Genomic DNA, 25,314 nt, shown 5'->3' on the forward strand with positions numbered 1-25,314 from the left:
TGTGCTCGATTCTGGGCGGGCCATCCATGGCCAGTATTTGCCGGTCTGAATCAGTCCATCCTGGACTTTCAGACCCGCACTGAGTCCGGCACGTGTCCGGACTCAGTGCTCCAGAATCAAGCACTGGTGTGCTCGATTCTGGGCGGGCCATCCATGGCCCGCATCGCCTCTGAACTTGTTCAGAGGCTCCTTGATCGCAATCCTGCCGGGTTGGTTTCAGCCTGCTGTTAGCATTGCGCGATCGTTGCTGGGCTTTGGACGGGGCAGTCATGTGGAAGGCGCTTGGAATCATTGGTCTGCTGCTGGCGTTGGGGCTCGGGCTCCTGATTCTGCTGGCCCTGAATGCCGAACCCGTGCCGCCGTATGCCGAGCAGGTTAAGACCTTGCCGGCCGCCGAGCAGGCGTCGTTGCAGCAACTCGCCGCTGACCTAGGCATGGCGCCTGATGGTTTTCGGGCGTTGGGTGGTTACTACGAGGGCTTGCTCGATGTCCCGGCCAATGAACGCGCGGTGTTCATTGATCAAGGTCATGTGCGCGCGTTGCGTGTGGCAGCCTGGCCCAAAGGCACACCGCCCGATCTGTCGGCGCTGACTGCGTTGCAGGTGCTCTGGCTCGATCGCGGCAAGATGACTTCCCTGCCGGACCTCTCTGGCCTCGGACAACTCGTAGAACTGGAGCTGCGCGAACAGCCTTTGGCCGAACTTGCTGCGGGTCGCCTGCCTGGCTCGCTGACGCGCCTTGGCTTGCGGCAAACGCCCGTGACGGACTTGCGGGCATTGGCGTCACTGAACCACTTGAACGTGCTTGATGCGAGCGGCACCAAAGTGACTGACTTCAGCGCGCTTGTGCCATTGGCGCTGGATCGACTCGACCTGCATGACACCTTGATCGCGCGCATGCCGGACGCATTGCCGGTCAAGCAGCACGGCGACTGGTCAGTGAATCTGGACAACACGCCGGTGCTGAATCCGCCCGGTCATCAGTGGCAGTCTCCGGGCGGCTATAGCTTCACCGGGGTGGCACTGGGCGCCGAGACCAAGCGCGGCATGATCGGCAACGGCGTGGTGGCGGTCGAAGGGACGGGCGCCGAGATTACGGCCATGCGACCAGTGATGTTGCCGACCAGCAATGATCGAGGCGGGGTGTACGACGTCCAGATCGAGGCGAGCATTGAATCCGGTCGCGCGCGGATCTGGCTGAACCGGCCACTCGGTTACTTCCCGGCCATCTCGCCGTGGTTCAGCGAGGTCGACATCGACGGATTCGGCTTTCTGCAAAGGCCTGGTTATGTCTACGCGGATCTCGAACCGGGGAAAACCGCTGTACTGATCGGTCAGCTGAGCCTGCCTGGGCCGATCGAGCACTATGACCTGGAGTTCAAGGTTGAGCCACTCGGCGGTACGCCCGCCACTGGGCTGCGCTACAAAGTCACCAAGGCTCCCAAGACTGGACCATAGCGCCATGGCCACTTCGTATCAGACTGCCCGCCACTACGCACTGAGCCTGCCTGAGACCACCGAGGCGCCGCATCATCATTTCGGCTCCTTCCGTGTTGCCGGCAAGATCTTTGTGACGATTCCGCCGGAAGCAACGCACCTGCATCTGTTCGTTTCCGAAACTGATCGCGAGCAGGCGCTGGTGCTTTACCCAGGCTTTATTGAAAAGCTGTACTGGGGCGACAAGGTGTGTGGTCTGCGCCTGTTGCTGGCGGCAGCGCCCGCCAAGGCCGTCAATGCCCTGATTCTGCAAGCCTGGCGCCATAAGGCCAGCAAGACGCTGCTGAAACAGCACCCAACGCTGCAGGCAGGGGCATGACATGACCAACGGCACGGGGCGGCAAATCGCCTAAACCTGATTGCGGGTTGCGGCATCAGATGTCGGGACGGATCGATGGCATGTCGCCCTCGTAATCCGGAATGGACATTCATTGCCAAGGAGCTAGACATGCTGCGTCGTTCGATATTCGTTTCCTCCCTCTGCCTGGCGCTGGTCAGTGGTCAGGTCATGGCTGACCTGGGTGACATCAGCAAGGTCAATCGTGGCATTTCGGTGCCGAGCGGTGAGACCGCAGGCGACCTCGATACGGTCAACGGCAGTATCACCATTGGTTCGGGTGCGACGGTCCGTGGCGCCGAAACCGTCAATGGCAGCATCACGATCGCGGATCAGGCCAAAGTGGAATCGGCCGAGACCGTGAATGGCAGCATCCGGATTGGTGCCGGCGCGGTCGTCATGCGGGACGCCGAGACGGTCAACGGGTCGCTCAATCTGGGCGAAGACGCCACGGTTCAAGGCGGCGCCGAAACCGTCAACGGCAGTCTGAATCTGGACGCGCGCGCGCATGTGGGCGGCGGTCTGGAGACCGTGTCCGGCGACATCAATCTGGGCCCGGACAGCCGCGTCGAAGGTGGCATTCATATCGAGAAGCCGAACTCCGGCTGGTTCAATATGGGCAACTCGCGCGATCCGAAGGTCGTCATTGGTCCGCGCGCCACGGTGACGGGGGACCTGGTGTTCGAGCGGGAAGTGGAATTGTTCGTGCACAGCACCGCGAAGGTCAACGGCAAGATCGTCGGCGCCACCGCGAAGTCGTTTACCGGCGACAATCCGTAATCGGCAACGGCGTCAATGCCATCTGGCAAGACGCATATCGGGCGCGCCATGTCGGTGCGCCCGATTCGTTTCAGTTGATTGGTTTCGGTAGATTGTCTGGCAGTGCGTGATCCCGACTTGTCGAGTCTGAAGCGCCCAGGCATGCTGTGCCGATGAGTGACTCCCGATCGAGCAATACGCCCGCGCAACAGGCGCGGATTCAGTCCTGGACACGCTACTGGTCTAGTGGCGCCTTGCATTCGTGCCCGGGTTCGTTTCGCGGCAATTACGAAGGCAGCATGGCAGCTTATTGGCTGCAACGATTTGCGACGCTTCAAGCGGGGCAGCGTGTGCTCGATCTGTGCACGGGCAACGGCGCGATTCCGCGCTGGCTGATGGGGCTCGATGGCGGCACCGATGTCGGTGCCGAGGTCGACGCCGTAGATCTCGCGGTGTTAAAGCCAGACTGGCTCGACCAACTGCAGGCGGCGCAGCGCCAACGCTTGCGCATTCGTGGTGAGGTCAACGCAGAGGCATTGCCATTTGCCGACGCGACGATGGATCTGGTGACCAGTCAGTACGGCATCGAATACGCCAATTTAGACTTGGTGTTTGCCGAGATCGCGCGGGTGCTGAAGCCCGGTGGTCAGCTGCAATTGCTAATGCATCATGCCGAGTCGCGGCCGGTGCAAATGGGTGCCGCCGAGGCCAGGGCGCTGCTGCCGCAACTCGGCCCCGATGGTTTGCTGTCGGCTGCCGCCGGCCTGCTGCCGTATCTGCATGCGGCCCGCGATCCAGCGATGCGCGAGGTCTTGAGCCGGGACACAGGCGCCGAGCAGGCACGGCGCCGATTCAACGATGCCCAACAGGCGATTGCCCAGCAACTCGCGCAGAACCAACTCGCAGGCGCCATGCTCACGGATCTGCGCAATCAGGTTCAGCAAGTTCTGCAGATTGCCCAGATCGGCACGCTCGAACAGGCGACGCAAGCGTTTCAGAAAGTGCTCGCGTTGTGGCAGGAATCGGCGTTGCGCCTCGCGGAGTTGGTGTCGGTTGCCGCTGACGCCAACACGATGCATGCCCGCATGGCGCGCCTTCAGCAGCTTGGATTCTCGGCGCTCAATCTGACGCCCGTCCATTTTCAGAACTACTTGATGGGTTGGGCGCTCACGGGTACCAAGTCGATCGCTTGAATTACGGTGTCGGCGGGTCCTTCTTGTAGACGATCAGAATCGCCAGTTCCTCGGCCCCGATTTGCCGGAGACTGTGCGTGGAGCCGTCGCGCGTGAGCACCGCGCTGCCCGGCACCAGAGTATGCAACTTGCCGTCCAGCGTCAGCTCGCCACGGCCTGATAACACGTAATAGATCTCATCGCGACCATGCGCATGCAGACCAATCGACGCACCATCGCGAAGCACACGGCGGCGAAAGGCAAGATCGAGGTTCGGTGCACTCTGGAAGAATGGCGAAGCCAGCGTCAAGCCTTGGCCGCCATGCGGGCCCGGTTGCATAGTGATGATCCGATCCTGATGCTCGATCAGCGACGCGTGTTGTTGGCCCGCGAAGCGCGCGGCAACATTGTCGGGAAGCGCGCAGTCGGTGTCGCGGATCGTATCGGCTTTGCTCAGAACACCAAGTTCTATCAAGCCACCACTCACCAGACATGCCATCGCCAACGCGCCCCGTTCGGTGAAGTGGGTGTCGTCCACCAAGCCCAGCGCCGGATCGTGCATGAAGTATGCCTTCGACGCCTCCGGCCCGAGGGCTGCGACGTAGTCCATGCTCAGGTTAGTCAGATCAAGCAGGGGCAGATGTTCGGCCGCTGCAAGTTTGCGGACCGCGTTGGCATAGGGGGTGTGGCTGTCGGTCAGCTTGCCATTGGCATCGAAGTAGCGCCGGGTGACGGGCGTCAGCAAAACCGGCATTGCGCCGGCTTGCCGTGCTGCGTCAACGAATCGCATCAAGCCAGCAGGATAGGCCTGCTCGGGATCAGCGTACCGGATCGGGTCATCAGCCTTGGCGTCGTTGTGACCGAACTGGATCAGCAGCACATCGCCCGGCTTTAACTCGGCCGCCAACGGCGCGAAATGCCCGAGGTCGACGTAGCTTTTTGTGCTGCGTCCCGATACGGCGCGATTCAATACAGTGATCTCGGGCACCAAAAAACGATCCAACACTTGGCCCCAGCCCATCCGCGGGTGCCGGGATTGTTCGTAGGTCGACGCGGTGGAGTCGCCAGCAATGACGATTCGCTCAGGCCGGTCGGTGTTCGCCAGGCAAGGCTGGATGCTGGTTGAGAGACCCACCAGCAGGGCCAGTCTCCCAAAAACGCCGCAGGAAATGCGATGTAGGTTGGTCCGGCGAGGCGTTTGCATGCAACGTGCTCCGAAAATGTCACCGGTGTCATCCTCGCAGATCGGTGCGATTTGATGCAACCCGATGCCGTCTACCGAGGGGCTGGCACGCCCGATCTGGCCAGGACGCGGCCGCGCCGCCGATGTGATGTCGGATTTTTCCCGCAGATTCCGATGGGCTCTGTGAACCCCGGCATCCGGACCGGGCCCACGCTGAGCTTGAGTCGCCCCTATGAACCGTCTGCCACTGATCCAATTGCTGCTATGTCTGCTCCTGCAATCCGCCTACTGTGTCGCACAGCCAGCGCACCTGAAAGGCGATGCGACTGACCCGGGACTGGCGCTGAACGGCGGGCAGTTCGGCGCTTTCTCGGAATCCGCCAATAACCCATTCGAACTGCCGACTGCCAAGGCGATGGCACCCGCAGGCATCACCCGGCACCCGGCCGACGAGGCGCTGGACCCGCAAGCCGCCGATTCCTGGTTCGGCTTCTCGATTGCCAGCAGCGACTCGCATGTCGTGGTCGGTGCGCCGCGGATGGCCAATACGAGGGGACGCGCCTACATCTTTCGTCGGTTCGGCGCCGATCTGGTGCTCGAAGCGACGCTGATTCCGGCAGACGGAGCGTCGGATGACTGGTTTGGCTACGCCGTGGCGATTGATGGCGATACGGTCATGGTCGCCGCGAACCGCGATGACTTCGGCCTGGCGACGGAAGTCGGCTCGGTTTATGTGTTCGAGCGCAACGGCTCGAACTGGCCCCAAGTAGCCAAGCTGTTTCCCGCTAACCAAATGGCGACTTCCAACTTTGGGTTCGCCGTCGCTATTCAGGGTGATGAGGCCTTCATCGGAGCGATTTCGGTTGGAGCGCCGACTTACCCGGGCGGCGTGTTTCGTTACCGCCGGCAAGCTGGTGTGTGGGTGGAGACCGGTCTGATCTTGCCCGCGAATACTCAGAACGCGCAGTGGTTCGGGTATCGCCTCGCGCTGCAGGGAAACACGTTGGTGGTGGCCGCCCCCTTGTTCGACGGCGGCGCGCCGGATGTCGGCCGGGCGCTTGTGTTTGAACGAACAAACAATGTTTGGAGCGAGGTCGCCGAGCTCTCCGACATCACGAGTCAAAACCGGGAGTGGTTCGGGCAGGGACTGGCGATCAGCGGTGATCGCATCGCGATCAGCGCCTTTGACCGCACGGTCTTTGGCGTCCAGGCGGCGGGTGCAGCCATGATCTATGAGCGGCAGAACGGCGTGTGGACGCCGCAGCCCGTGCAGACCTTAACGGCGTCGCCGCCGGTGACGGCGGATAACTTCGGAATCTCGCTCGCGATGGATGGACCGCAGCTCTGGGTCGGGATGCGAGCTGCCATGCGGCCGCCGGCGGTGTGGACCTACCGCATGCAAGCGGGGCAGTGGCAGCAGACTCAGGTCTACTCACCGCCGCCACCCACCGACAATTTCTACGGCGTGTTCAGCGAATCCATCAGTGTGCGCCCGGACGCGTTGTTTGTGGGCGCACCCAGGCAGCGAGGCATCAGCGGTCTGTCGCAAGTGGGTGCCGTCCATCGATTCGTACGTACCGCCATCATCAGCACACAGAACAACGGCAGCGGACAAATCTTGCCCAATGGTCCGACCGAGTGGCCGATCGGCGACTTGCCCACGTTCATCATGGCGCCCGACCCTGGCTTTCATTTGGTCTCGGTCACTGGTTGCGATGGCGTCCAGAGCGGACTTTCGTACCAGGTCTTGGTCGCGGATGACTGTACGATCACCGCGACGTTCGGCAACGATCCGCCCGTAGCGATCAGTCTAAACGTGGATGGCAGCCACTATGAGAGCGAGCCATTCAATCTGAGCCTTTCAGCCTCAGATCCAGAAGGGGCAGCGCTGAGCTACCGATTCGACTGCGATGGCGATGGCGGTTTCGAGGTCGGTCCGCAGATCGATCCGACCGGCATCTGCGTGCTGCCGCATGCTGGCGTTTACACGGCGGTCGCTGAGGTCACCGATCTCGGTGGGCTCAGTGCCACCCGCTCGGCTCTGGTCACCGCGCTGAACTCGGCGCCGACGATCACTTTCGGGTCGCCAATAGCGGTGCAGGAGGACGCGAGCTTTACGGTTTCAACGATGGCGACGGTGCCGTCCACCGGCGAGCAGGTTGTATTGGTGCAGCTCGATTGCAATTTCGATGGTGTGAGTTTCGATGTCGATATGTCGGGCATCCCGAACACCGCCTTGCTGTGTCCGGGATTTCCGTTGTCGGGCACGCAGCACATTGCCGCGCGCGCGCAAGACAGCGAAGGCGAATGGGGCCTCATCGCGAATGACAATGTGACCGTGTCGCCCGTCAATGATGCGCCGACGTTCGCATTGATCGGAAACCAGTCGCATGGCCCCGGCGTGATTGGCACGTTTGAGATCATTGGCTTTGTGCATTCGGTGTCGACTGGACCGATCGACGAGCAGAACCAGCAGATCATCGCGATTCAGAGCGATGAGGTGTCAGACAGCAATGAGGTGTTGACCTCGGTCAGCATCGATTTGGAAGGCCGACTCCACTACCAACTCTCCGGCCGGGCGGGCACGGCGGTGGTGGCTGTCCGTCTGACGGACAATGGCGGGGAGCCAGGGCAGGCAACCTCGGACGCGCAGCAGTTTTCGATCAGCAATACGGCAGGGACCGATCTTGCAGTGGCCCTAGTCGAAGGGCCTGGGCAAATCGTGCCGGGCGGCGATTTTTCAATGCGATTGCACGTTCAGAATCTTGGGCCGAATGATGCAACAGGGCAATTTCAAATCCCGTTGATCACCGGCCTCGGCAATCTGACTTGGAACTGCCAAAGCGTGCAGAATGCCGTTTGCCAAAGCCCCGACCAAGGCGTCGGTGCCGTGGACGTGGCGCTCAGTCTGCCTGCCGGTGGGATCTTGGAGTTTGAATTGAGCGGACTGGTCACAGCCAGTGAGGGCCAGAATCTGTCGGTTCAAGCGGGCATTGAAGTGATCGACACCAATCAAGAGCTGAACCCGGTCAACAATAACGCGATGGCGACTTGGCCAGTAGTCAGTGCGCTCTTGTTCAAGAATAGCTTTGAGTGAATGAGTTGATTCAGCGTTGCTCGGGACCCTGCGCCTGCTTGATGACGGTGTCCAATCGCGCGAAGAATAGGGAGTCCGGCGGATAGGCGTCAGTCAAGGCGTGAAAGCGCGCTTTCAACTCACGGGCGAGTTGCAGCGCGGCATCGCGCTCGCCCAAGGCGAGGCGCATTTCTGCCTCGGCGACTTGACCACGCAGGATGGCGGGATTGGCTTCGCCGAGTGTTGCCCGCAAGCCATCGATGTAGGCGCTGATCCGCTTGGCGGCATCCGGCTCGTGCGCGGCCACAGCCAACCAAGCGCGGGCGCGTGCGGCTTCCAATTGGGTGTACGGGTGGATCTTGCCAAGATGCGGTTCGACCTCGGTCCAGAGCGCCTGCGCTTTCGCAAGATCGCCGCTGCGCCGTGCGAGCTCTTGTGCCGACAGCTTGGACTCGATGCACTCCTCATTGTCTGTGGCCAACTGTGCCTGCCGCGTTTGCAGCGCCGCGTTCACCAACGGTCTGGCCTCGTCAACGTGACCGAGGCTGAGCAGAAACCGCGCCAGATTGTTTTGCGCCCGGGCAATCGCCAGATCACCAGCCGGCAACGTGGCCTCACGAATCGCGATTGAACGCTGGAACGCATCGATGCTCCGCTTGGCGTCGCCCATGTTCATATAGGCAAACGCGAGGTTGTTCAGCGTTCGCGCGTAAACGGGCGATTGCTCGCCTTGCACCGCTGCGTCGTGTGCCAGCACCTGCTCATGGAAGCGCACACTGGCCAAGTAATGACCTTGCTGGTTCAGCAAAAAGGCCAACTCGGTCTGAATGGTTGCGACTTGGGCACTGCGCGGGCCATGCAGTGCGAGGCGCCGAGCCAGCACCTCGCGCATGATCGATTCTGCTTCGGTGAGATGCTCTTGCCGCGCGAGCGTGATCGCCATCTCTTGCTGCGCACTCAGGGTGCGCGGATGATCGGGGCCAAGGCTGGCAAGCAGGGTCTGATACACGCGCTGAAAGCCAGAGAGCGCTGGCTCAAGTGACCCAGCGCCCAACTGATCCTCAGCAATGGCATACCAAGTCATCGCCATGCCTTCGGGCGGATCATGCAATTGCGTTCGCTGTTGTAGCACCAGATCCAGCAACCCCTGCGCGGATTTGCTGTGCTGCAACCCGGTCTCAATCTCGGCCAACGCAGACATGGCGTCGATTTGCAGACGGCTGGCAGGCAGGGTCTTGGCTCGGGTCAGCGCGGCTTCGGTATTCATGGCGCTGGTTGCTTGCTCGGCGCCTGCCAAGTGCTGCGCCAACAGGACCGCCTCGCGGGCCGACGATTCGCCTTCGGCATGACGGTTTCGATCGGCCAGCAGATGGCTGTGTCGTACCAACAACTGTGCGAGCGATTCCGGATCAGGCGGCGCGAGGGCGCGCGCCTTGGCAATCGCCTCACCAAGCAACGTCTCGGCTTCGGCCGGTTCGCCCAGGCTGTCGTAGACGTCGGCGAGGCTCCCGAGCAAGCGCAATTGCACCCGCGGCTCTGCATCGAGCGCCGTGCGAATGCGTTCACGGCCGCGATCGACCAGAGACAGTGCGGTGGTCTGGCGGCCGCCGCCTTCATCGAGGTCGGCGCCGCGAAACACGTCTTGCAAGAATTGTGTGGTGGCGCGAGCGGTCTCGGCCTCGCGCAACGCTGCCGATTCAGCGGCCAGTGCGCGATCACGTTCGCGCCACAGTTGCAGCGAGAAACCGGCACTCAGCAGCAGGATGCCGGTCATCACCGATACAGCGAGCCACCGCCGGCGCAAGAACTTCTGCAAGCGATAGCCAGGGTTTGCTGCGCGCGCGATGACGGGGCGGTGGGACAAGTAGTGATCGATGTCACCCACCAGCTCCGCAACCGAGGCATAGCGATCCGCGTCCTGCTCAGCCGTCGCCTTGCCGATAATCGCGCGCAGATCGGTATCAGGGGGCGCCGCCAACATGCCAGACAGCACGACACCCAAGGCATAAACATCAACCCCGGTGCCGATTCGTCCGCCGAAGCGCAACTCCGGACTGGCGTAACCCGGTGTGTGCGGCAAGTTGGCCGTGATCTCGGGGGAACTAGTTCCGAGTGGGTCAAGCAACCGGGCAATGCCGAAGTCCAGCAACACCGGTCGGCTTTCTGCTGTGATCAGAATATTCGAGGGCTTCAGATCGCAATGGACGATGAGCTTGGTATGCGCGTGGCTGACCGGCGCGCAGATTTGTCGGAACAATTCAAGTCGCGGCACGAGGCCGGGCGCATGCTCGTTGAGATAACGATCGAGCGTCAGGCCTTCGATCTGTTCCATGACGAGAAACGGCCGGCCCGCTGGCGTCGCGCCGCCATCAAGCAATCGCGCAATATTCGGGTGGTTCAACGTCGCCAGGATCTGCCGCTCATCGGCCAGTCGAGTCATGGCCTCATGGCTGGCAATGCCATGCAGAACCTTGACTGCGGCGCGCTGCTTGAAATGACCGTCTTCTCGTTCGGCAAGAAACACCGCGCCCATGCCGCCGGACCCGAGTTCGCCGATCAGGCGCCAGGAGCCGAGACGGTCGCCGACCGTCACTTCGGTCGCGCTGGCCTCATGGATCGCATTGACGATGCTCTGGGCCAAACGTTGACCCGAGGCCGTCTGCTGCGCGTGTGCAAAGAGCAGGCGTTCGATGTATTCAAGCATCTGCGGATCGGTGCACTCCCGCAGCAAATATGGGGTCCGAGCATCCGGCGGCAGTTCGAGCACCGCATCGAACAAGGCGCGCGCGCGACGCAGATCGATCTCAGTGGCCACCGAGCGCCTCAAACAGCCAAGCACGGGCGAAGCGCAGGTCGCGCTCGATGGTCTTCACCGAGACTTGGAACAACTCGGCAATCTCGTCCTGATTCAAGCCGCCGAAATAGCTCAGATGCAACACCTCGGCGCTGCGTGGGTCCTGCCCGGCCAATCGCTCTAAGGCTTCGTGCAGTTCCACCACATCGATCAGGTTATGACCTTCTTCGGCAACCGACTGCGTCAACGTGACCCGCGCCAACTGACCGCCGCGTTTGTCGGCCGCGCGCGCGCGGGCATGATCGACGACGATACTCCGCATCAGCAAAGACAGCGTTGCAGCAAAGTGCGCGCGATTGCGGAAATCCGGCTTGCCGACCATCACCTTGGCCAGCGCCTCATGCAGCAAATCATGAGCGGTCAGCGTCAGTGGCCCGGAGCGTGCCAAGCGCTCTGCCGCAATCTGGCGAAGCTCGCCGTAAGACGCGTCCAGGATTCCGGCAAACGCACGGCCATCGCCGGCCCGCCAGGCGGTCAGCCACTCGGTCAGGGATTTGGATGACGCATCAGCCATCGTGGCTCCAGCGGGAAAGTGTGGACGTTACAACAAACGGACCGCCGGACTGATGCCAATAGCGCGCGGCACGGAACTGACGGCCCGGTTGTACCCATTGCTGGAATCTCGGCTCTTGGCTAACGTCAGCGGACACCACAGGGCGGCTGAAAATGAAACGGCATGTTTTCGCGCTGGCGCGCGGTATCGCGATGTTTTCTCTGTTTGGCGCGACTGCCGACGCTGACGCGGCAACCCAGGGCGTGCCAGCGGCGGACTTGTCCATCACTGTTTCGGATGGTGTCACGACCGTCAATCCTGGCGAACTGATCACGTATACGATCCGTGCGCAGAATGCCGGGCCCGATCCGGTTGTCGGTGCGATCGTCGACGACACGTTTCCAACCGGCGTGATCTGCGGCGTGCTGTCGAACTGGACTTGTTCTGGTACCGGCGGTGGTACGTGTACCGCCACTGGCACGGGCGACATTCATGACCCCGTCAATCTGCCGGCTGGCGCCGCTGTGCAATACACCGTTCCGTGCTTTGTCAGCCTGGAGGCACCGCTCAATTTCAGCAACACCGCGACCATCACCTCGGCGGTGACCGACCCGGTGCCTGCCAACAACAGCGCGACCGACGCAATCAATGTGATCGCGAGTATTTTCATCGTCGCGCAGAAACGTTGGTCCGGTACCCCAATGCCCGGCGGCGTGATCACCTACACCATTCGGATCATCACGCAGAGCAATACCAACCAAACAGACAATCCTGGCGACGAGTTTGTTGATGCACTACCGCCTGGCCTCATACTGCAATCCGCAATCGCCGATGCCGGCACGGTGGTCGCTGACTTGCCAAGCAATACCGTGACCTGGAACGGTGGCACGACGCCGGGCAGCGTCGTGACGATCACCATTCAGGCCCAGGTCGCAAGCACGGCCGACGGCCCGATTGCGAATCAAGGGACGCTGTCTTATGACGCGAATGCCGATGGCAGCAATGACACCATCGCGCCGACCGATGATCCAACCCGCCCTGGCGTGAACAACCCGACCGTCTTCAATCTGCCGCCGCGCGTGCCAATTCCGGCTCTGACGCCAATGCTAGCCGTCGGGCTCTTGATCCTGATCGCCCTGACCGGCGCTTGGACCGTTCGTATGCGCAGGCACTGAGACGCTGCAAGGGCTTCTGGCCTAGACAACTCGTCCTGAATGTACTGCATGCAGCTCTCCAGGCTGTGTGAAATCGGCTTTGCCGGCTGCGTTAAAGGCGTCTGACGTCATCGCAAGGCGACTCACTCTGTTGTCGTCATCCCGACGCAAGTCGGGACCCAGAATACTTGCGGCACCGCGGCCAGATTGCCCTGGGTCCCGACCTTCCAGACCGTGTGAAAACGTTTGGCAGGACAGTATTTGGCGTTTCAACATAACCTCAGTGCGACTGCAAGAACTTCAAACTCACCCCGGATCAAGTCCGGGGTGACGAGAGGTGGATTAGAATATTTGGGGAAACCAATCCTTCCTGGCGTCTGAACCACCGGTATTGCCGCGACGGACACTCTCGCGATTCGTCGCCCCGGACTTGATCCGGGGCGAGTTTCAAGCTTGCGGCAAGCTGACCTATTGCTTGCGCTCATCATCGCCAGCGAACGCGGTCGGCTCGGTTGCTCGAACCGGTCCCTCTGTGTTTTTACACAGCCTGTTTCGTCGGGATGACGGCAATGAGGTGGCGCCGGCAAATTTCAACCGTTTTCACACAGGCTGTGTTGCTGGAATGACGATAAGAACGATGCCTTGTGTGATGTTTGATGAGAGTCCAGCCGCCCCTTTGGTGCGCTTATTCGCGTATCAAACTGCCAGCGACGATGCGTGATTCTCACGACGGCACCGTGTGGCAAGTAGCCCTCTCCCCAGCCCTCTCCCACTCGCGTGGGAGAGGGAGCGCTCCCTCCTCCGCGATCGCGGCGGAGGGTTGTGGAGTAGGTTTCTTGCGATCAACGGACCAAGATGCCCGGATCGCAAGTCCAGAGAACCCACGAGCCGTCATGTCGTCACCGCGACAACTCAATCGCAGCGCGGGTCAGAACGCGGTCGCCCGCGACGACGTATATGAGTTCATGCGGTCCGGTCGCATCCGGGAGCTGGAACCCGCAGTCGCCTGTTTCCGGTAGATAGCAGTATGCAAGATAAGCGTCAGCGCCAGCACCGGGCGGCACGATGGCGATGAACGAGCCGCCACTCGGATTGCGTGGCCCTTCGAAGGCGATGCGAATGACTGAGCCGGCCTGCGCGCTGCTCGGTGCTGACAAGAAGCGGCCACGTGCTGGCGTGACCCGAATATCCTGGCGACCAATCACTTCCTCGCCTTCCTTCAGCACGTATCGGAGTTCATAGTCGCCGGGTTCATCCGGAGCCACAATCCGGGCCGTGGTCTTACCCGAGGCATCGGGGCGAACCCAGGAGCTGCCGACATAGGCACTTGCCGCCGATCCCTTCTTCGCAAAACCAATCCAATGATCATCGGCAAACGGGCCCTCCGCCGTGACCGTGATGGTGTCGCTGGCCATGGCGTCGCTCGGGCCACGTACTACGCTGGTGGCTTCGGTGATGGTGACCAATTGCTCAGCCAGCACTGCCTTCTGCCGTTCCGGACTGACATACCGGATGACGTAGCGGCCCGGCACGGACGGTGCACGCAGGCGCGCGTCGCCGGTCTTGCTCGAGACGCGCTGCCAGCTGCCAGATTCGGCGACATAGGCGAGCGGATCAGCGCCTGCTGGTGCAAAGCCGACCCAATCCTCAGTCGTGCCTGGGCCATCAAAGCGCAAGACATAGTCGCTTGCTGCGACTGCTGTGGTCGCACCCGCGATGGTGGCGTTGGCAGGTGGCGGTGGTGCGGTGTTCTGACTCAAAGTCGCGAGGCTTCGGCTCAGCTCGCCCGCATCGCGGGCATTCAAATAGCGGCCGCCCGTCGCCTCAGCCATGCACCGCAGTTGCGCCTGGTGTTCGGGATTCGGCACATCGAATCCGATGATGTGGGCCGTGAAGTCGACTCCCGACTGTTCCAGTTGTCGTGCCACGGCACATGGATCCGCTGTGCACGTTTCCTCGCCATCACTCACCAGAATCACCGTCGCCTTTTGTTCGTTGGCACGCAGCACCAATGCGGCCTGCTTGAGCGACTCGGCAATCGGCGTCATGCCTCTCGGATTTAGCCCGTTGACGACGCCCAGAAAATGCGTGGCATCGACTGGCCCGACCGGAATCAGGGTTTCGATATCGGCGCAATCGCCTTTGCGTCGGTGCCCGTAGGCGATCAGCCCGAGCTGGTCAGACTTCGGAAAACTCTGAACCATGTTGGCGACCGCGGTCCGCGCCAATTCGATCTTGGCTTGGCCATTGATCTGACCCCACATGGAGCCGGAAGCATCCAAAACGAGGAGTCGGTCTTCGGAACAGACGGGCATCGCCATGCCGGCCAAAAACAAAGCACTGAGTGTGCGCATAAGCATCCTTAAGGGATCGAGATTGTTTCAAAGCCATCGCGAAACACGCGCGGACTGGCGTGCTCCAGCGCGCCGGGGTCGCATCGCGTCGCACCGTCGGCGTTGCCGTCGAGCGATCGCGGTGTGCCCCGGGCATCGGTGACTAAGCAGTGCTCAGGCAGATCACTGCCGCGGTCTAAAATGCGAAGATCATCGGCGTACACCAGCACGCCGATCCGCTGGGATTCGTCGCGAATGGGCAAGGGATCCGAGCCGAGGAGTTGATCATCGGCGAGTTCCAGCCCTGTACACGGTGCTACCAATACGTTGCCAGCGCCGACCAGATTGGTGCGGTCGATGCCGATCGTCTGGCAGGCGCTGGTTCCCGTGCTCCGGCCCAGAATATTGTTGCTGAATTGCCGGACATCCGAGGACTCCAGGCGCAGCTGGCTACCCGATGTGGCGAGGCCCGCGTCGAAACTGTTATGCCAGAACCGGACTTGTCCGCCGATGACGGACACCTGCCCGCCCTCGACCGCTTCGTTGCCCTGAAAGCTATTGTTGCGGAGTGCCAGCGTGATGCCGGTACCCACCATTCGAATATGGGCGGCACTACCCAGTAGCGCCATATTCTCGCGGAACCAGTTGTTCTCAAGCGTCACTTCTGCATTCGAATCCGCCGATACATACACGGCACCGCCCCAACCCAGATTCGCCGCATCCGGCGTGGCGAGGTTGAAGCGAAACCGGTTGCCGCGAATGGTCACTGCACCGCTCTCCGGCGCACCAAGTGACAGCGCGCCCCCAAAGCCGCCGCGGGTTCCGCCCTGCGCGAGCGCCTGGCTGTTGTCAAACGTACTGTCCTCGATCAGGATGTTACCGCTTGCCGCGATGGCACCACCCCGAGGTTGCTCGCTGCCGGCATCATTCGAGACGGCGGCGTTCAACTGAAAGACGGAATTGCGGATCGTGACCGAGCCAGAACCGCTGAGCCATTGAATCGCGCCGCCACTCGCGATCAACAAAGAGCGCGCCGCGCAGTTCTCAAACCGCGCGTTTTCCACTAACAGATTGCTGCCCGTCCCGTTGTATCGAATGCAACCACCATTGCCCGCTGTGGTGTTGACGGCTGGGGCCCAACCATCCATGAGTTGCAGATTCCGGATCGTCAGGGGCTGTGACGTGAGGAGTAGCGGAAACTGTTCGTTGCCGCTGAGCTGCGCAAACCGGTCGCCACCATCGATAATCGTCGCTTGGCCCAGACTCGGTAGTGTCGAGGCCAGCACGATCCGTCCGCCGATCGGGTAGGGCGATTCGAACCGAATCGTGTGCGGTGGGTTCGCCGTGCTGTTTGCGGCGAACATCGCCTCGCGCAGCGTCCCGGCTCCGGAATCCAGGCGCGACGTGACGACAAACTCGGCGGCCGGGGCCGCCCTCCAGGCCGAGAGGCCGGAAAGCAGGAACAAACAAGCTAAAAGACGTTGGGTGCGCATGCACAGTCTCCGATGGAATACCGCACATACGATCGAGCAAGGCAAATCCGGCCAGCCGTCTCGGAAGGGTCTGAATAAGTCCATCCTGGACTTTCAGACCCGCACTGAGTCCGGCACCTGTCCGGACTCAGTGCCCCAGAATCAAGCACTAGCGTGCTTGATTCTGGACGGGCCATCCATGGCCCGCATCGCCTCTGAACTTGTTCAGAGGCTCCTTCAAGATTCCTTGATCGGCTCGCGGACCGACCGCCTTAGCAACGGGACTTGGCGTTGTTTCTCCGACCCCCGGGTTGCATTCACAAGGCGGCGCGCCATGGCCTGCTAGAGTTCGAAACTTGGCCCTCAGAACGCAAACGGATGACCGATTCGCTCTTGACCATCGATCCTGAATCGCCCGAGCACGCGGAGACGGTGGAGGCCTTGCAGCGTGCCTTGGAGCCAGAGCTCAGCGCCCGATTCGAAGCACACTACGCTGAGTTGAAGCGAGTGGCCCGGGCCGAACGCAGGCGCAATATGGGCATGACGCAGTCACTCAATACCACCGCCCTGGTCAACGAGCTCTACCTGAAACTGCTGCATGCCGGAGCAATGGTGCCAGCAGGTAAGCATTTCTTTGCCTTGTCTGCGCTTGCAGTGCGCCGGATTCTGGTAGATCGGGCTAGGCACCGATTGCATGTTCGTGGACATGCCAATGCGATGTTGGCTGAAGCTGACGCCGATTGCGACGATGCGACGCTACTCGAAGTCCATGATGCCGTGGACCAGTTGCGTCGCGTCAATCCCCGGTTGGCAGCGGTAGTGACCTGCCGCTGGTTTGCGGGCTATTCCGAACCGGAGACCGCCGCTGCGCTCGCCATTGCCGAACGTACAGTTCGCCGGGATTGGGAGCGCGCGCGCATCTGGCTGCATGCGGCACTCGGGGCTGCGCCATGACCATCGCCGCGCTGTTTCCAGCACTCAATACTGAGCAGTTGGCCGAACTGGATGCGCTGCTTGAGCGTGCCCTGGATCTCGACCCGGGAGCGAGATCAGCTTGGTTGGATTCGCTGCGCGAGCAGCAGTCGCCCCTTGTGGCGCCTCTGTCCCGATTGCTGCACACGGCCGTTGGTTCGTTTCTCGCCTTGCCTGACGCAACACTTGGCGAACGCGATGTCGAATCCAATCAGCTGCCGCCTGGAACGCGTATCGGTCCATGGCAGATTATTGAGTTTGCCGCTGCGGGTGGCAGTGCCGATGTGTACCGTGGCGTGCGCGCCGACGGTGCGTTTGAGCGGCAGGTTGCAATCAAGGTTCTCCGTACCGATAGCTTGCGCTTGGGCGAACACTTTGCGCGTGAGCAGCGGTTGCTCGCCAAACTGGAGCACCCCCGGATTGCGAGCGTTCTTGATGCGGGTCGCAGCGACGGGGTGGGGGCGTGGTTTGTCATGCCTTGGATCGAGGGCTATGACCTTGCCCAGTTTGTGGCCGAAGGGCCTGACTGGCGCACGCGGCTTTCGGTGTTTCTCGCGATTGCCGACGCGGTGCAGTTTGCGCACCAACGACTCGTTGTTCATCGAGATCTGAAGCCCGCGAATGTGCGCGTTGGCAAAGACGGCACGGTCATGCTGCTCGACTTTGGCATCGCGATGCTGCTCGACACGCCCGATGTGAGCCAAACGCCGTCGCGCACGAACATGGCATTCACGCCGGCCTATGCAAGCCCGGAACAGCTCCGCGGCGACGCGTTGGGCGTGCAGACCGATATCCATGCGCTTGGGTTGCTGTTGTTTGAACTTGCGGCCGCGCGCACGGCCTATCCGGAAGCACGCGTGAGTCTGGCCGAGGCCGTGCGGGTCATTTGTCATGGTGCCGTGCCGACGTTGACTTGGGACGCCCGCATGCCGCATCCCGGTCGCTTGCAGTTGCGCGATTTGGACGCGATCGTTGCCAAAGCGCTGGCTAAGGAACCGTCGAATCGATACGCCACTGTTGCGGAGTTCGCCAGCGATGTGCGTGCGTTGGTCGCCGGTCGTTCCGTCAGTGTGCGCGGACGCAGTGCGCTGGATGCGCTTCTTGCCACGGTGCGTCGGTATCCACTCGTCAGCGCATTGAGCTTGGCGCTGTTGGTGGCCGCGAGTGCCGGCACTGCTACCTACATCAAACAGAACCAGCAGATTGCCGCCGAGCGTGCCGAAGCCCTGGCGGAGGTCGCCCGACTGGAAGCGCTGCGCGAACACTTCAATTTGATACTGCGCGAAGGCGTGGCCGAGCAGGGTATGGGCGCGCGCGCCGCGCTGGACGAGAGCGTGGCAAGACTGGATGCGTCGTTTGCTGGGCAACCCGCCATGCAAGCCAGATTGCTGCTGAGCCTTGGCGAGATCTATCTCGCGGCTGGAGACCACGCCGCTTGTTTAAGTGTGTTGTCGCGTTTCGAGGCGATGCCTGACTTGCTGCAGCACCTCACGGCGCGGCAACAGTCGGAGCGGTTTCTGACTCAGGTCACCGCGGCACTGCGCCTGGGTCAGCTGGACGCCGCGACGGCCATGCTGGCGGAATGGGCCAAACTCCTGCCAACGGGTACCTCGCCCGCATTACAGGCAGAACATACGATCGCCAAGGCCACGCTGCGTCGGTTACAGGGAGAGCCCGGGCCAGCGCTCGAGGCGCAGACTCAGGCAGTCGCGGCGCTGGATGTCGCGGCCGACGCCACCATGCTGGCCCGCGGTATTGCGCATGCGAATCTCGGGACATCCGAGTTGCAGGCCGGACAATTTGCGCCCGCGCGCATGCAGTTTGAGCGGGCAATCGCGATCTGGGAATCGGCCGGGCTTGGTTTGAACTGGAATGCCTTGACCGCGCGTACCAATCTCGCGCATCTGGCCTTGCTGCAAGGTGACGAGCGTACGGCGCTGGCGCAATATCAGGACCTTGAACAGCGGCTGCGGGCACGTGGTGATCGCAGTGCCGCGTTTGCAGCGCTGATCAATGGCAAGGCGAGAGCCTTGCTCGCAACCGGCGAGATTGCCGCTGCAGCAGCATTAGCCGATGAAGCACTGGCCATTTTGTCGGCGCGCAGCGGGAGCCAGGGTTTGGACCGACTGGGCGTGTTGCTCTCGCGCATTGACATCGCGCTGGCGAACCAAGAGGACCCAAGTGTTTGGCTGCAGGATGTGCGCCAACAATTGGCGCCGCTGCCGCCGCAGCACCCGTTTCACGCCCGACTGGCGTTGGCTGAGGCTAGTCTGTTGCAGAACGCAGGGCGGCATCAGGAGGCGAGTGTTGCGCTCGCTGCTGTGTTTCCAACGTTGCTGTCGGCACCTGCGACGATTCGCCCCTCAGCGGTCCGCGCTGCGATCCATTGGGCCGCGTCAGCACGAGCGATGGGCAAACCGGAGTCCGCCGAAGCCGCACTGAACGCAGCTGCCGACGCAATCGCCGCCATGCAGCCCGAGACTGGTTTGGATCGCGTCGAGCTTGACCTATGGCGGGATTGTCTTCGCGGCAACTGGGATGGCGCGAAGGCGTCTGCGTATCGGACGCGGGCCGGACAGGGCAATCCGCGGTGGGTGCACATTGAGCAAGCTTGCGCGCCGCGTATCGAGGCACAACCCTTGCGCGCTTCGGAATAGGAGTGCTGCGCGGATCATTCAAACCCGTCAATGAAGATGCGGTTGTCGTCGTCCAGAATCGTGCCGCTACCCTGGGCATCGCTGATCGTCGCATTGACTGGGCTAGTCAGATTCAGCAGTACGGTTTCGTCGGGCTCGCCGGTCGTGTCGCCGTTGATGGTGACGTTGACCGTGGCGGTGAGCTGGCCAATCGGGATGTTCGCACTGCCACTCGTTGCGACATAGTCGTTGTTGGCCGTCGTCGCAGTCCCGTTCGCGGTCGCGTAGGCCACCGATACCGCCTGTGCGCTCGTGGCACTCAGTGTGATGGTGAACGTCAAATTGCGAGTTCCTGATTGGCCTTCCAGAACGCTCGGATCATTGACCGACAGCGTCGGCGCCACATCATCGTTCTGGATCGTGCCGACGCCCGTGCCATCGGCCAGCGTATAGCCGCTGCTCGGGTTGCTCAGGACTAGATTAAACGTCTCGTTCGGCTCGACGGCGGTATCGCCCTGGATGACCACATTGACGGTCTTGCTGGCCTCGCCATTCGCAAAGTTCTGCACCGAGCCGGTCAACGCGGTGTAGTCCGAGCCAGATGTCGCGGTCACATTTTGCGTATCAACTTGGACACTGGCGGTGCCGCTGCTGTTACTTCGAGTGATGGTAAAGCCAAGATTGGTGGTACCGGCATTGCCCTCGCTGAGGGCGACGTCGTTGACACTAAACGTGCCGCCACCTCCGACCAATGGGAAGCAACCACTCGTGACATTGTTGTTCTTGACGATGGTCAGGTTGGTGCGATGAATGTCGGCGAAGACATTCGATGCCGCGCAGCCGTTCAGAAGGTGACAGTAGCTCATCAACGTGCCGCGAACGTTGGTAACGCCGTTCACCGTGCTGGCCGCCGGGCAACTGGTCGCGCCGCCATAGCAGCCAAAACTGGATTCCCCATTGAAACACGCATCGATCGTGTTGCTGCTCACCGGTTCCGCACCACTGGTGCGATCGGTGCAATGCGTGTGATTGGCGCCGAAGTTATGGCCCAGTTCGTGCGCGACGACGCCGACGTCCGATGCAGCGGTTTGTTGGGAGAACAGAAAGACGTTCGTGAAACTGTAGTGTCCGCCAAAGCCGTTGGTTTGCGTGCACATATTGCTCGCGCCAGTGAGCCAGGCGATGCCCGCAGCGCAGTTCGCGTTATCACTCTTTCCAGACAACATCATCGCGAAGGCCCGAGCCACGCCGCCGCGATTGTTCTGCCAGAATGTCCCGAATTCGTTCAGGTGCGACTGCGTCGCCGTGCAACCACCTGGGTCGATCGCGTAAGGGTCGGGCGTTCCCGCCGGCCAGAGGGTGGTGTTGCCCTGCAGCAGTGTCAGGTCCAGATCGCGCTGATAGATCACGTTCATTGCCGCAAACAACGCGGCGAGATAGGTTGTCGCCGCAGTCTGATTGCCACCGAATTTCGCGGCGAGAAACTCGTTGTCAGTCTCGACGGCGATGGTGGCCGTATGCGTGCCACCTTCAGGCGTTGCAATCTGCCGGAGTTCCTTCGGATCGAGCGGCAGTTGCTTCGCCGGGTCGGCGAGCAGACCATCGGCGCAGGACCAATGCCGCGTGGTGCCGTCTTTACCTACCTTCGGTACGCGCTCGATCAAGACCGCGCCAGACTTTGCTTGCCGGCTTCCCGCCAGGGCGAACTCGCCGTCCGCCGACACTTGGTAACCCTGCCACGACCCGCCATCGGGCGCTACGGAGAGGCTCAGGCGCATGCCGGATTTGGAATCGCTGCCGACGAAGTGCAGCCAAGGCGAGCGCGGCAGTATTTCCGGGCCATCTGGGCGCATCAATTCGATCCTGGCGCCCGGGGCATACACGTCGATTCGTTGCAATGAGACGGATCGTCCCGCGGACTTGTCTGATTCAGCGACGTCGATCGCGAGGGATTCGCCGACGTCCGTGGCTTTCATTGCGCGCCATTGCGCCGGGCTGACGGTGATGTCCTGGCCGTGAGCGTTTGACGCCCCGACAAGTATTGAGACCAGCAATAAGTATGTGGCATGACGCATGATTTCCTCCCGGCTATTTCGGCCCGTGCGGTTCCTCGCCAATGTGCTGCATAGGATAAGCCGGGTCCGTGCAAGATAGATGAAGACGCTCGGGAAAAGCGCTCAGCGGTGCACGCTTTAGCACCTGGCGGGTCTTGATGCCGACGGGTTCGCCATCGCATGTAGTCCGCAAGGCTCATGGCGTCCAATGCCGTCGTAGGCCTTGTCGACGCCGCGCTACCTATGCTCGACGCTCGGCGTGACCTTGTCACCGACGCGCTGATCCGGGAGCATGTTGTTCTCCCGGCGTGGTCGCAAGTTTGGTTGCAGTGCGTATGACATGGTTTGCATGCATTGAAGGTGGTGGTACCAAGTTCGCGCTCGCGGCGAGCTTCGATGGCGTCCTGACTTCGCGTCTGCGCGTGGATACCAGGAGCCCGACTGACACCCTGGGCGACTGTGTCCGCCATTTCCAGGAACTTGCGACCCAATTTGGCCCACCCGCCGCGATCGGCATCGGCTGTTTCGGTCCACTCGACCTGCGACCGCGGTCGCCGCAATTCGGTCACGTGCTGGCAACGCCCAAAGCTGGTTGGTCGGGTGTCGATCTCGTCACACCGTTCCGAACTGCGTTTGCGGTGCCCGTTGGCATCGATACCGATGTGAATGCCGCTGCGCTCGGCGAGCAGCAGTTCGGTGCTGGTCGAGCGTGTCAGGACTTGGTTTATCTCACAGTGGGTACTGGTATCGGCGGCGGTTTGCTCGTGCGCGCTGAGCCTGTTCATGGCTGCCTGCATCCGGAGGTCGGCCATCTTCGGCCCAGACGCCATGCGGCCGATCAAGACTTTGCGGGGGTCTGCCCGTTTCATCAGGATTGCTTCGAAGGACTCGCCAGTGGCGTCGCAATCGCCGCGCGGTTCGGTACATCTCTCGATCAGTTGCCGGCCGACCACGTTGGCCATGACATCATCGCCGATTACCTGGGTCAGTTGAGCGCGCAGCTGGCACTGATGTTTGCCCCGGAGCGCATCATTGTCGGCGGTGGTGTATTGGGCGTCCCGGGTCTGCTGGAGCGTGTGCAAGCCCGTCAGCAGCACTGGCTCGGTGGCTATTTGCCCGCGCATGTCGGCGACGGTCGGCTGTGCGCGCCAGCGCTTGGGGGCGACTCCGGATTGATGGGCGCCTATGTGCTGGCGCGTCGCGCCCTGGATTCGCGTGCGTCCCATTGAAATTGAATACGTCCTGGCTGACCATTGCGGTCAGCCAGGAGATTGTCATGACCGATCAACGATTGCCGGTGCCAGCCGGATTTGCTGCCGATGCACGGCTGAATGCCGATGCCTTGGCAGCCGCCAATGTGCTCGCAGACCAGGACCCGGAGCTGTTTTGGACGCGTGTCGCCACGCGCCTGGAGTGGTGGCGGTTTCCGACGCAGATCAAGGACGTGTCGTATCAGCTGGAGGATTTCCACATCCGCTGGTATGCCGATGGCGTGTTGAATGCGTCCGTGAATTGCCTGGACCGCCATCTGTCGACACGCGGTGACAAGACGGCGCTCATTTGGGAGCGTGACGATCCGAATCTGCCGGCCGAGCATCTCTCGTACCGAGCGCTGCACGAGCAGGTGTGCCGGGCCGCCAACGCCTTGCGCGCGCTGGGTGTGCAGAAAGGCGATCGCGTCACCATCTACCTGCCGATGATTCCCGAAGCAGTCGTGGCAATGCTCGCGTGTGCGCGTATCGGCGCGATACATTCGGTTGTGTTTGGTGGGTTCTCGCCAGAGTCCTTGATTGGGCGCATTCACGATTGCCAGTCAAAACTGATCATCACCGCCGATGAAGGGCTGCGTGGTGGCAAGAAAGTCCCATTGAAGGCCAATGTCGACATCGCGCTGAAGGCGCGTGAGTGTTCGACGGTGGAGACGGTGCTGGTGGTTCGCCACACGGGTAGTCCGGTGGCGATGCAAGTCCCGCGTGATCGCGACTGGCGAGAGCTGTTGGCCATGCAGGCGCCCGTTGCGGCAGCCGAACCCATGAACGCCGAAGACCCACTGTTTATCCTCTATACGTCTGGTTCTACGGGCAAGCCGAAGGGCGTGTTGCACACCACGGGTGGTTATCTGACGTACGCGGCGTTCACGCATGAAGCGGTATTTGATTTGCGCGAAGACGATATCTACTGGTGTACCGCTGACGTTGGCTGGGTCACCGGGCATAGTTACATCGTCTACGGGCCGTTGGCGAACGGTGCCACGTCGGTGCTGTTCGAAGGGGTGCCAACTTATCCAGACGCGTCGCGATGCTGGCAGGTGATTGATCGCCATCAGGTGACCATCTTCTATACCGCCCCCACGGCGATCCGGGCGTTGATGCGCGAAGGCGAGGCGCCGGTTAAATCGTGCTCGCGGCAATCATTGCGGCTGCTTGGTTCGGTGGGCGAGCCGATCAATCCCGAGGCTTGGCTTTGGTATCACCGTGTTGTAGGCGACGAGCGCTGCCCCGTGGTCGACACGTGGTGGCAGACCGAGACCGGAGGCATTCTGATCTCGCCACTGCCCGGCGCGACTGAGCTCAAGCCAGGCTCGGCCACGCGCCCATTGCCCGGTATTCGCGCCGCGCTCGTCGACTCGGAAGGCCGCGAGTTGGAAGGAGCAACCAGCGGCAACTTGATTCTGAAAGATTCGTGGCCGGGGCAAATGCGCACGGTCTATGGCGATCATGCCCGCTTTATTGAAACCTACTTCAAGACATATCCGGGCAGCTATTTCACGGGCGATGGGGCGCGCCGAGATGAAGATGGCTACTACTGGATCACTGGCCGCGTCGACGACGTCATCAACGTCAGTGGGCATCGGATTGGCACCGCTGAGGTGGAGAGCGCGATCATCGAGCATCAGGCCGTGGCGGAGTCGGCTGTGGTCGGCTACCCGCATGACATCAAAGGGCAGGGCATCTATGCCTACGTCACCCTGAAGGCGGGGCTGGAAGCAAACGACGCGCTGAAGCAGGAAATCAATGCGACGGTACGCCGCGTGATTGGTGCGATTGCGGCGCCCGATGTCATTCAGTGGGCGCCGGGTCTGCCCAAGACCCGCAGTGGCAAGATCATGCGCCGGATCTTGCGCAAGATCGCTGCCGATGAGTTAGACGCACTGGGCGATGTGTCGACGCTGGCCGATCCGGCGGTAGTGCAGAGCTTGGTGGATGGGCGGAAGCGCTAGTTTCTGGCGTCACTTTTCTGTAGGAGGGCCTTCAGGCCCGAACCAATCTTGCCGCATCACCGTTCGCGGCTGAAGCCGCTCCTACAAGAACCATCGCTCCAAA

16 protein-coding genes are annotated in these 25,314 nt (G+C 61.7%); 10 read left to right on the forward strand and 6 right to left on the reverse strand.

From position 1 onward, the window contains the following. Nucleotides 1–269: 269 nt before the first annotated feature. The 4 genes from C7S18_RS00785 (at nt 270) to C7S18_RS00800 (ending at nt 3,785) form a co-directional block, all read left to right on the forward strand. Nucleotides 270–1,457: a leucine-rich repeat domain-containing protein gene (locus C7S18_RS00785; RefSeq protein ID WP_106889752.1), complete on the forward strand. Its 1,188-nt coding sequence runs from the start codon at nt 270–272 to the stop codon at nt 1,455–1,457. A 4-nt stretch (nt 1,458–1,461) separates the two neighbouring features. Further along, nucleotides 1,462–1,815, forward strand: coding sequence for an MmcQ/YjbR family DNA-binding protein (locus C7S18_RS00790; RefSeq protein ID WP_170113035.1), 354 nt, complete (start codon nt 1,462–1,464; stop codon nt 1,813–1,815). A 129-nt stretch (nt 1,816–1,944) separates the two neighbouring features. Continuing rightward, nucleotides 1,945–2,613 (forward strand): DUF4097 family beta strand repeat-containing protein, encoded by a 669-nt coding sequence (locus C7S18_RS00795; RefSeq protein ID WP_425481086.1) that lies wholly within the window; start codon nt 1,945–1,947, stop codon nt 2,611–2,613. Between the two features lie 152 nt (nt 2,614–2,765). Then, entirely contained in the window at nt 2,766–3,785 is a 1,020-nt protein-coding gene (locus tag C7S18_RS00800; protein WP_106889754.1) for a class I SAM-dependent methyltransferase, read from the forward strand. 1 nt (nt 3,786) lies between these two features. Here the strand turns inward: C7S18_RS00800 and C7S18_RS00805 are convergent, their stop codons facing one another. Continuing rightward, nucleotides 3,787–4,968 carry a GDSL-type esterase/lipase family protein gene (locus C7S18_RS00805; protein ID WP_106889755.1) on the reverse strand — a complete coding sequence of 394 codons (1,182 nt, stop codon included), beginning with the start codon at nt 4,966–4,968 and terminating at the stop codon, nt 3,787–3,789. Nucleotides 4,969–5,179: 211 nt separating this feature from the next. On the opposite strand from C7S18_RS00805, the gene C7S18_RS00810 reads away from it, so the two are divergent. Continuing rightward, nucleotides 5,180–8,044, forward strand: a complete 2,865-nt coding sequence (locus C7S18_RS00810; protein ID WP_106889756.1) for an FG-GAP repeat protein — start codon at nt 5,180–5,182, stop codon at nt 8,042–8,044. Nucleotides 8,045–8,054: 10 nt separating this feature from the next. Here C7S18_RS00810 and C7S18_RS00815 read toward each other — a convergent pair whose 3' ends face one another. Next, nucleotides 8,055–10,838 carry a serine/threonine-protein kinase gene (locus tag C7S18_RS00815; RefSeq protein WP_106889757.1) on the reverse strand — a complete coding sequence of 928 codons (2,784 nt, stop codon included), beginning with the start codon at nt 10,836–10,838 and terminating at the stop codon, nt 8,055–8,057. Continuing rightward, on the reverse strand, nt 10,828–11,391 hold the full coding sequence (locus C7S18_RS00820) for an ECF-type sigma factor (protein ID WP_106889758.1): 564 nt from the start codon (nt 11,389–11,391) through the stop codon (nt 10,828–10,830). Before C7S18_RS00820 ends, C7S18_RS00815 begins: the two co-directional genes overlap by 11 nt. A 152-nt stretch (nt 11,392–11,543) precedes the next feature. On the opposite strand from C7S18_RS00820, the gene C7S18_RS00825 reads away from it, so the two are divergent. Continuing rightward, nucleotides 11,544–12,545, forward strand: coding sequence for a DUF11 domain-containing protein (locus tag C7S18_RS00825; RefSeq protein ID WP_106889759.1), 1,002 nt, complete (start codon nt 11,544–11,546; stop codon nt 12,543–12,545). Nucleotides 12,546–13,423: 878 nt separating this feature from the next. Here C7S18_RS00825 and C7S18_RS00830 read toward each other — a convergent pair. Both C7S18_RS00830 and C7S18_RS00835 read right to left on the reverse strand, forming a co-directional pair. Beyond that, nucleotides 13,424–14,878 (reverse strand): vWA domain-containing protein, encoded by a 1,455-nt coding sequence (locus C7S18_RS00830; RefSeq protein WP_170113036.1) that lies wholly within the window; start codon nt 14,876–14,878, stop codon nt 13,424–13,426. 8 nt (nt 14,879–14,886) lie between these two features. Continuing rightward, nucleotides 14,887–16,350 (reverse strand): right-handed parallel beta-helix repeat-containing protein, encoded by a 1,464-nt coding sequence (locus C7S18_RS00835; RefSeq protein WP_170113037.1) that lies wholly within the window; start codon nt 16,348–16,350, stop codon nt 14,887–14,889. Between the two features lie 357 nt (nt 16,351–16,707). On the opposite strand from C7S18_RS00835, the gene C7S18_RS00840 reads away from it, so the two are divergent. Beyond that, nucleotides 16,708–17,283, forward strand: a complete 576-nt coding sequence (locus C7S18_RS00840) for an ECF-type sigma factor (protein WP_106889762.1) — start codon at nt 16,708–16,710, stop codon at nt 17,281–17,283. Next, on the forward strand, nt 17,280–19,958 hold the full coding sequence (locus C7S18_RS00845) for a serine/threonine-protein kinase (RefSeq protein ID WP_106889763.1): 2,679 nt from the start codon (nt 17,280–17,282) through the stop codon (nt 19,956–19,958). The genes C7S18_RS00840 and C7S18_RS00845 overlap by 4 nt, the downstream gene beginning before the upstream one ends. A gap of 14 nt (nt 19,959–19,972) precedes the next feature. Here C7S18_RS00845 and C7S18_RS00850 read toward each other — a convergent pair whose 3' ends face one another. Next, complete coding sequence (locus C7S18_RS00850; RefSeq protein WP_106889764.1) at nt 19,973–22,012, reverse strand: Calx-beta domain-containing protein; 2,040 nt, start codon at nt 22,010–22,012, stop codon at nt 19,973–19,975. A 314-nt stretch (nt 22,013–22,326) separates the two neighbouring features. Between C7S18_RS00850 and C7S18_RS00855 the strand changes: the two genes are divergently transcribed. Further along, nucleotides 22,327–23,220 carry an ROK family protein gene (locus tag C7S18_RS00855; protein WP_106889765.1) on the forward strand — a complete coding sequence of 298 codons (894 nt, stop codon included), beginning with the start codon at nt 22,327–22,329 and terminating at the stop codon, nt 23,218–23,220. Between the two features lie 47 nt (nt 23,221–23,267). Next, nucleotides 23,268–25,211, forward strand: a complete 1,944-nt coding sequence (gene acs, locus C7S18_RS00860; protein WP_106893863.1) for an acetate--CoA ligase — start codon at nt 23,268–23,270, stop codon at nt 25,209–25,211. The last annotated feature ends 103 nt before the right edge of the window (nt 25,212–25,314 follow it).

This window comes from Ahniella affigens (assembly GCF_003015185.1).
In the GTDB taxonomy this organism is placed as follows: Bacteria; Pseudomonadota; Gammaproteobacteria; order Xanthomonadales; family Ahniellaceae; genus Ahniella; species Ahniella affigens.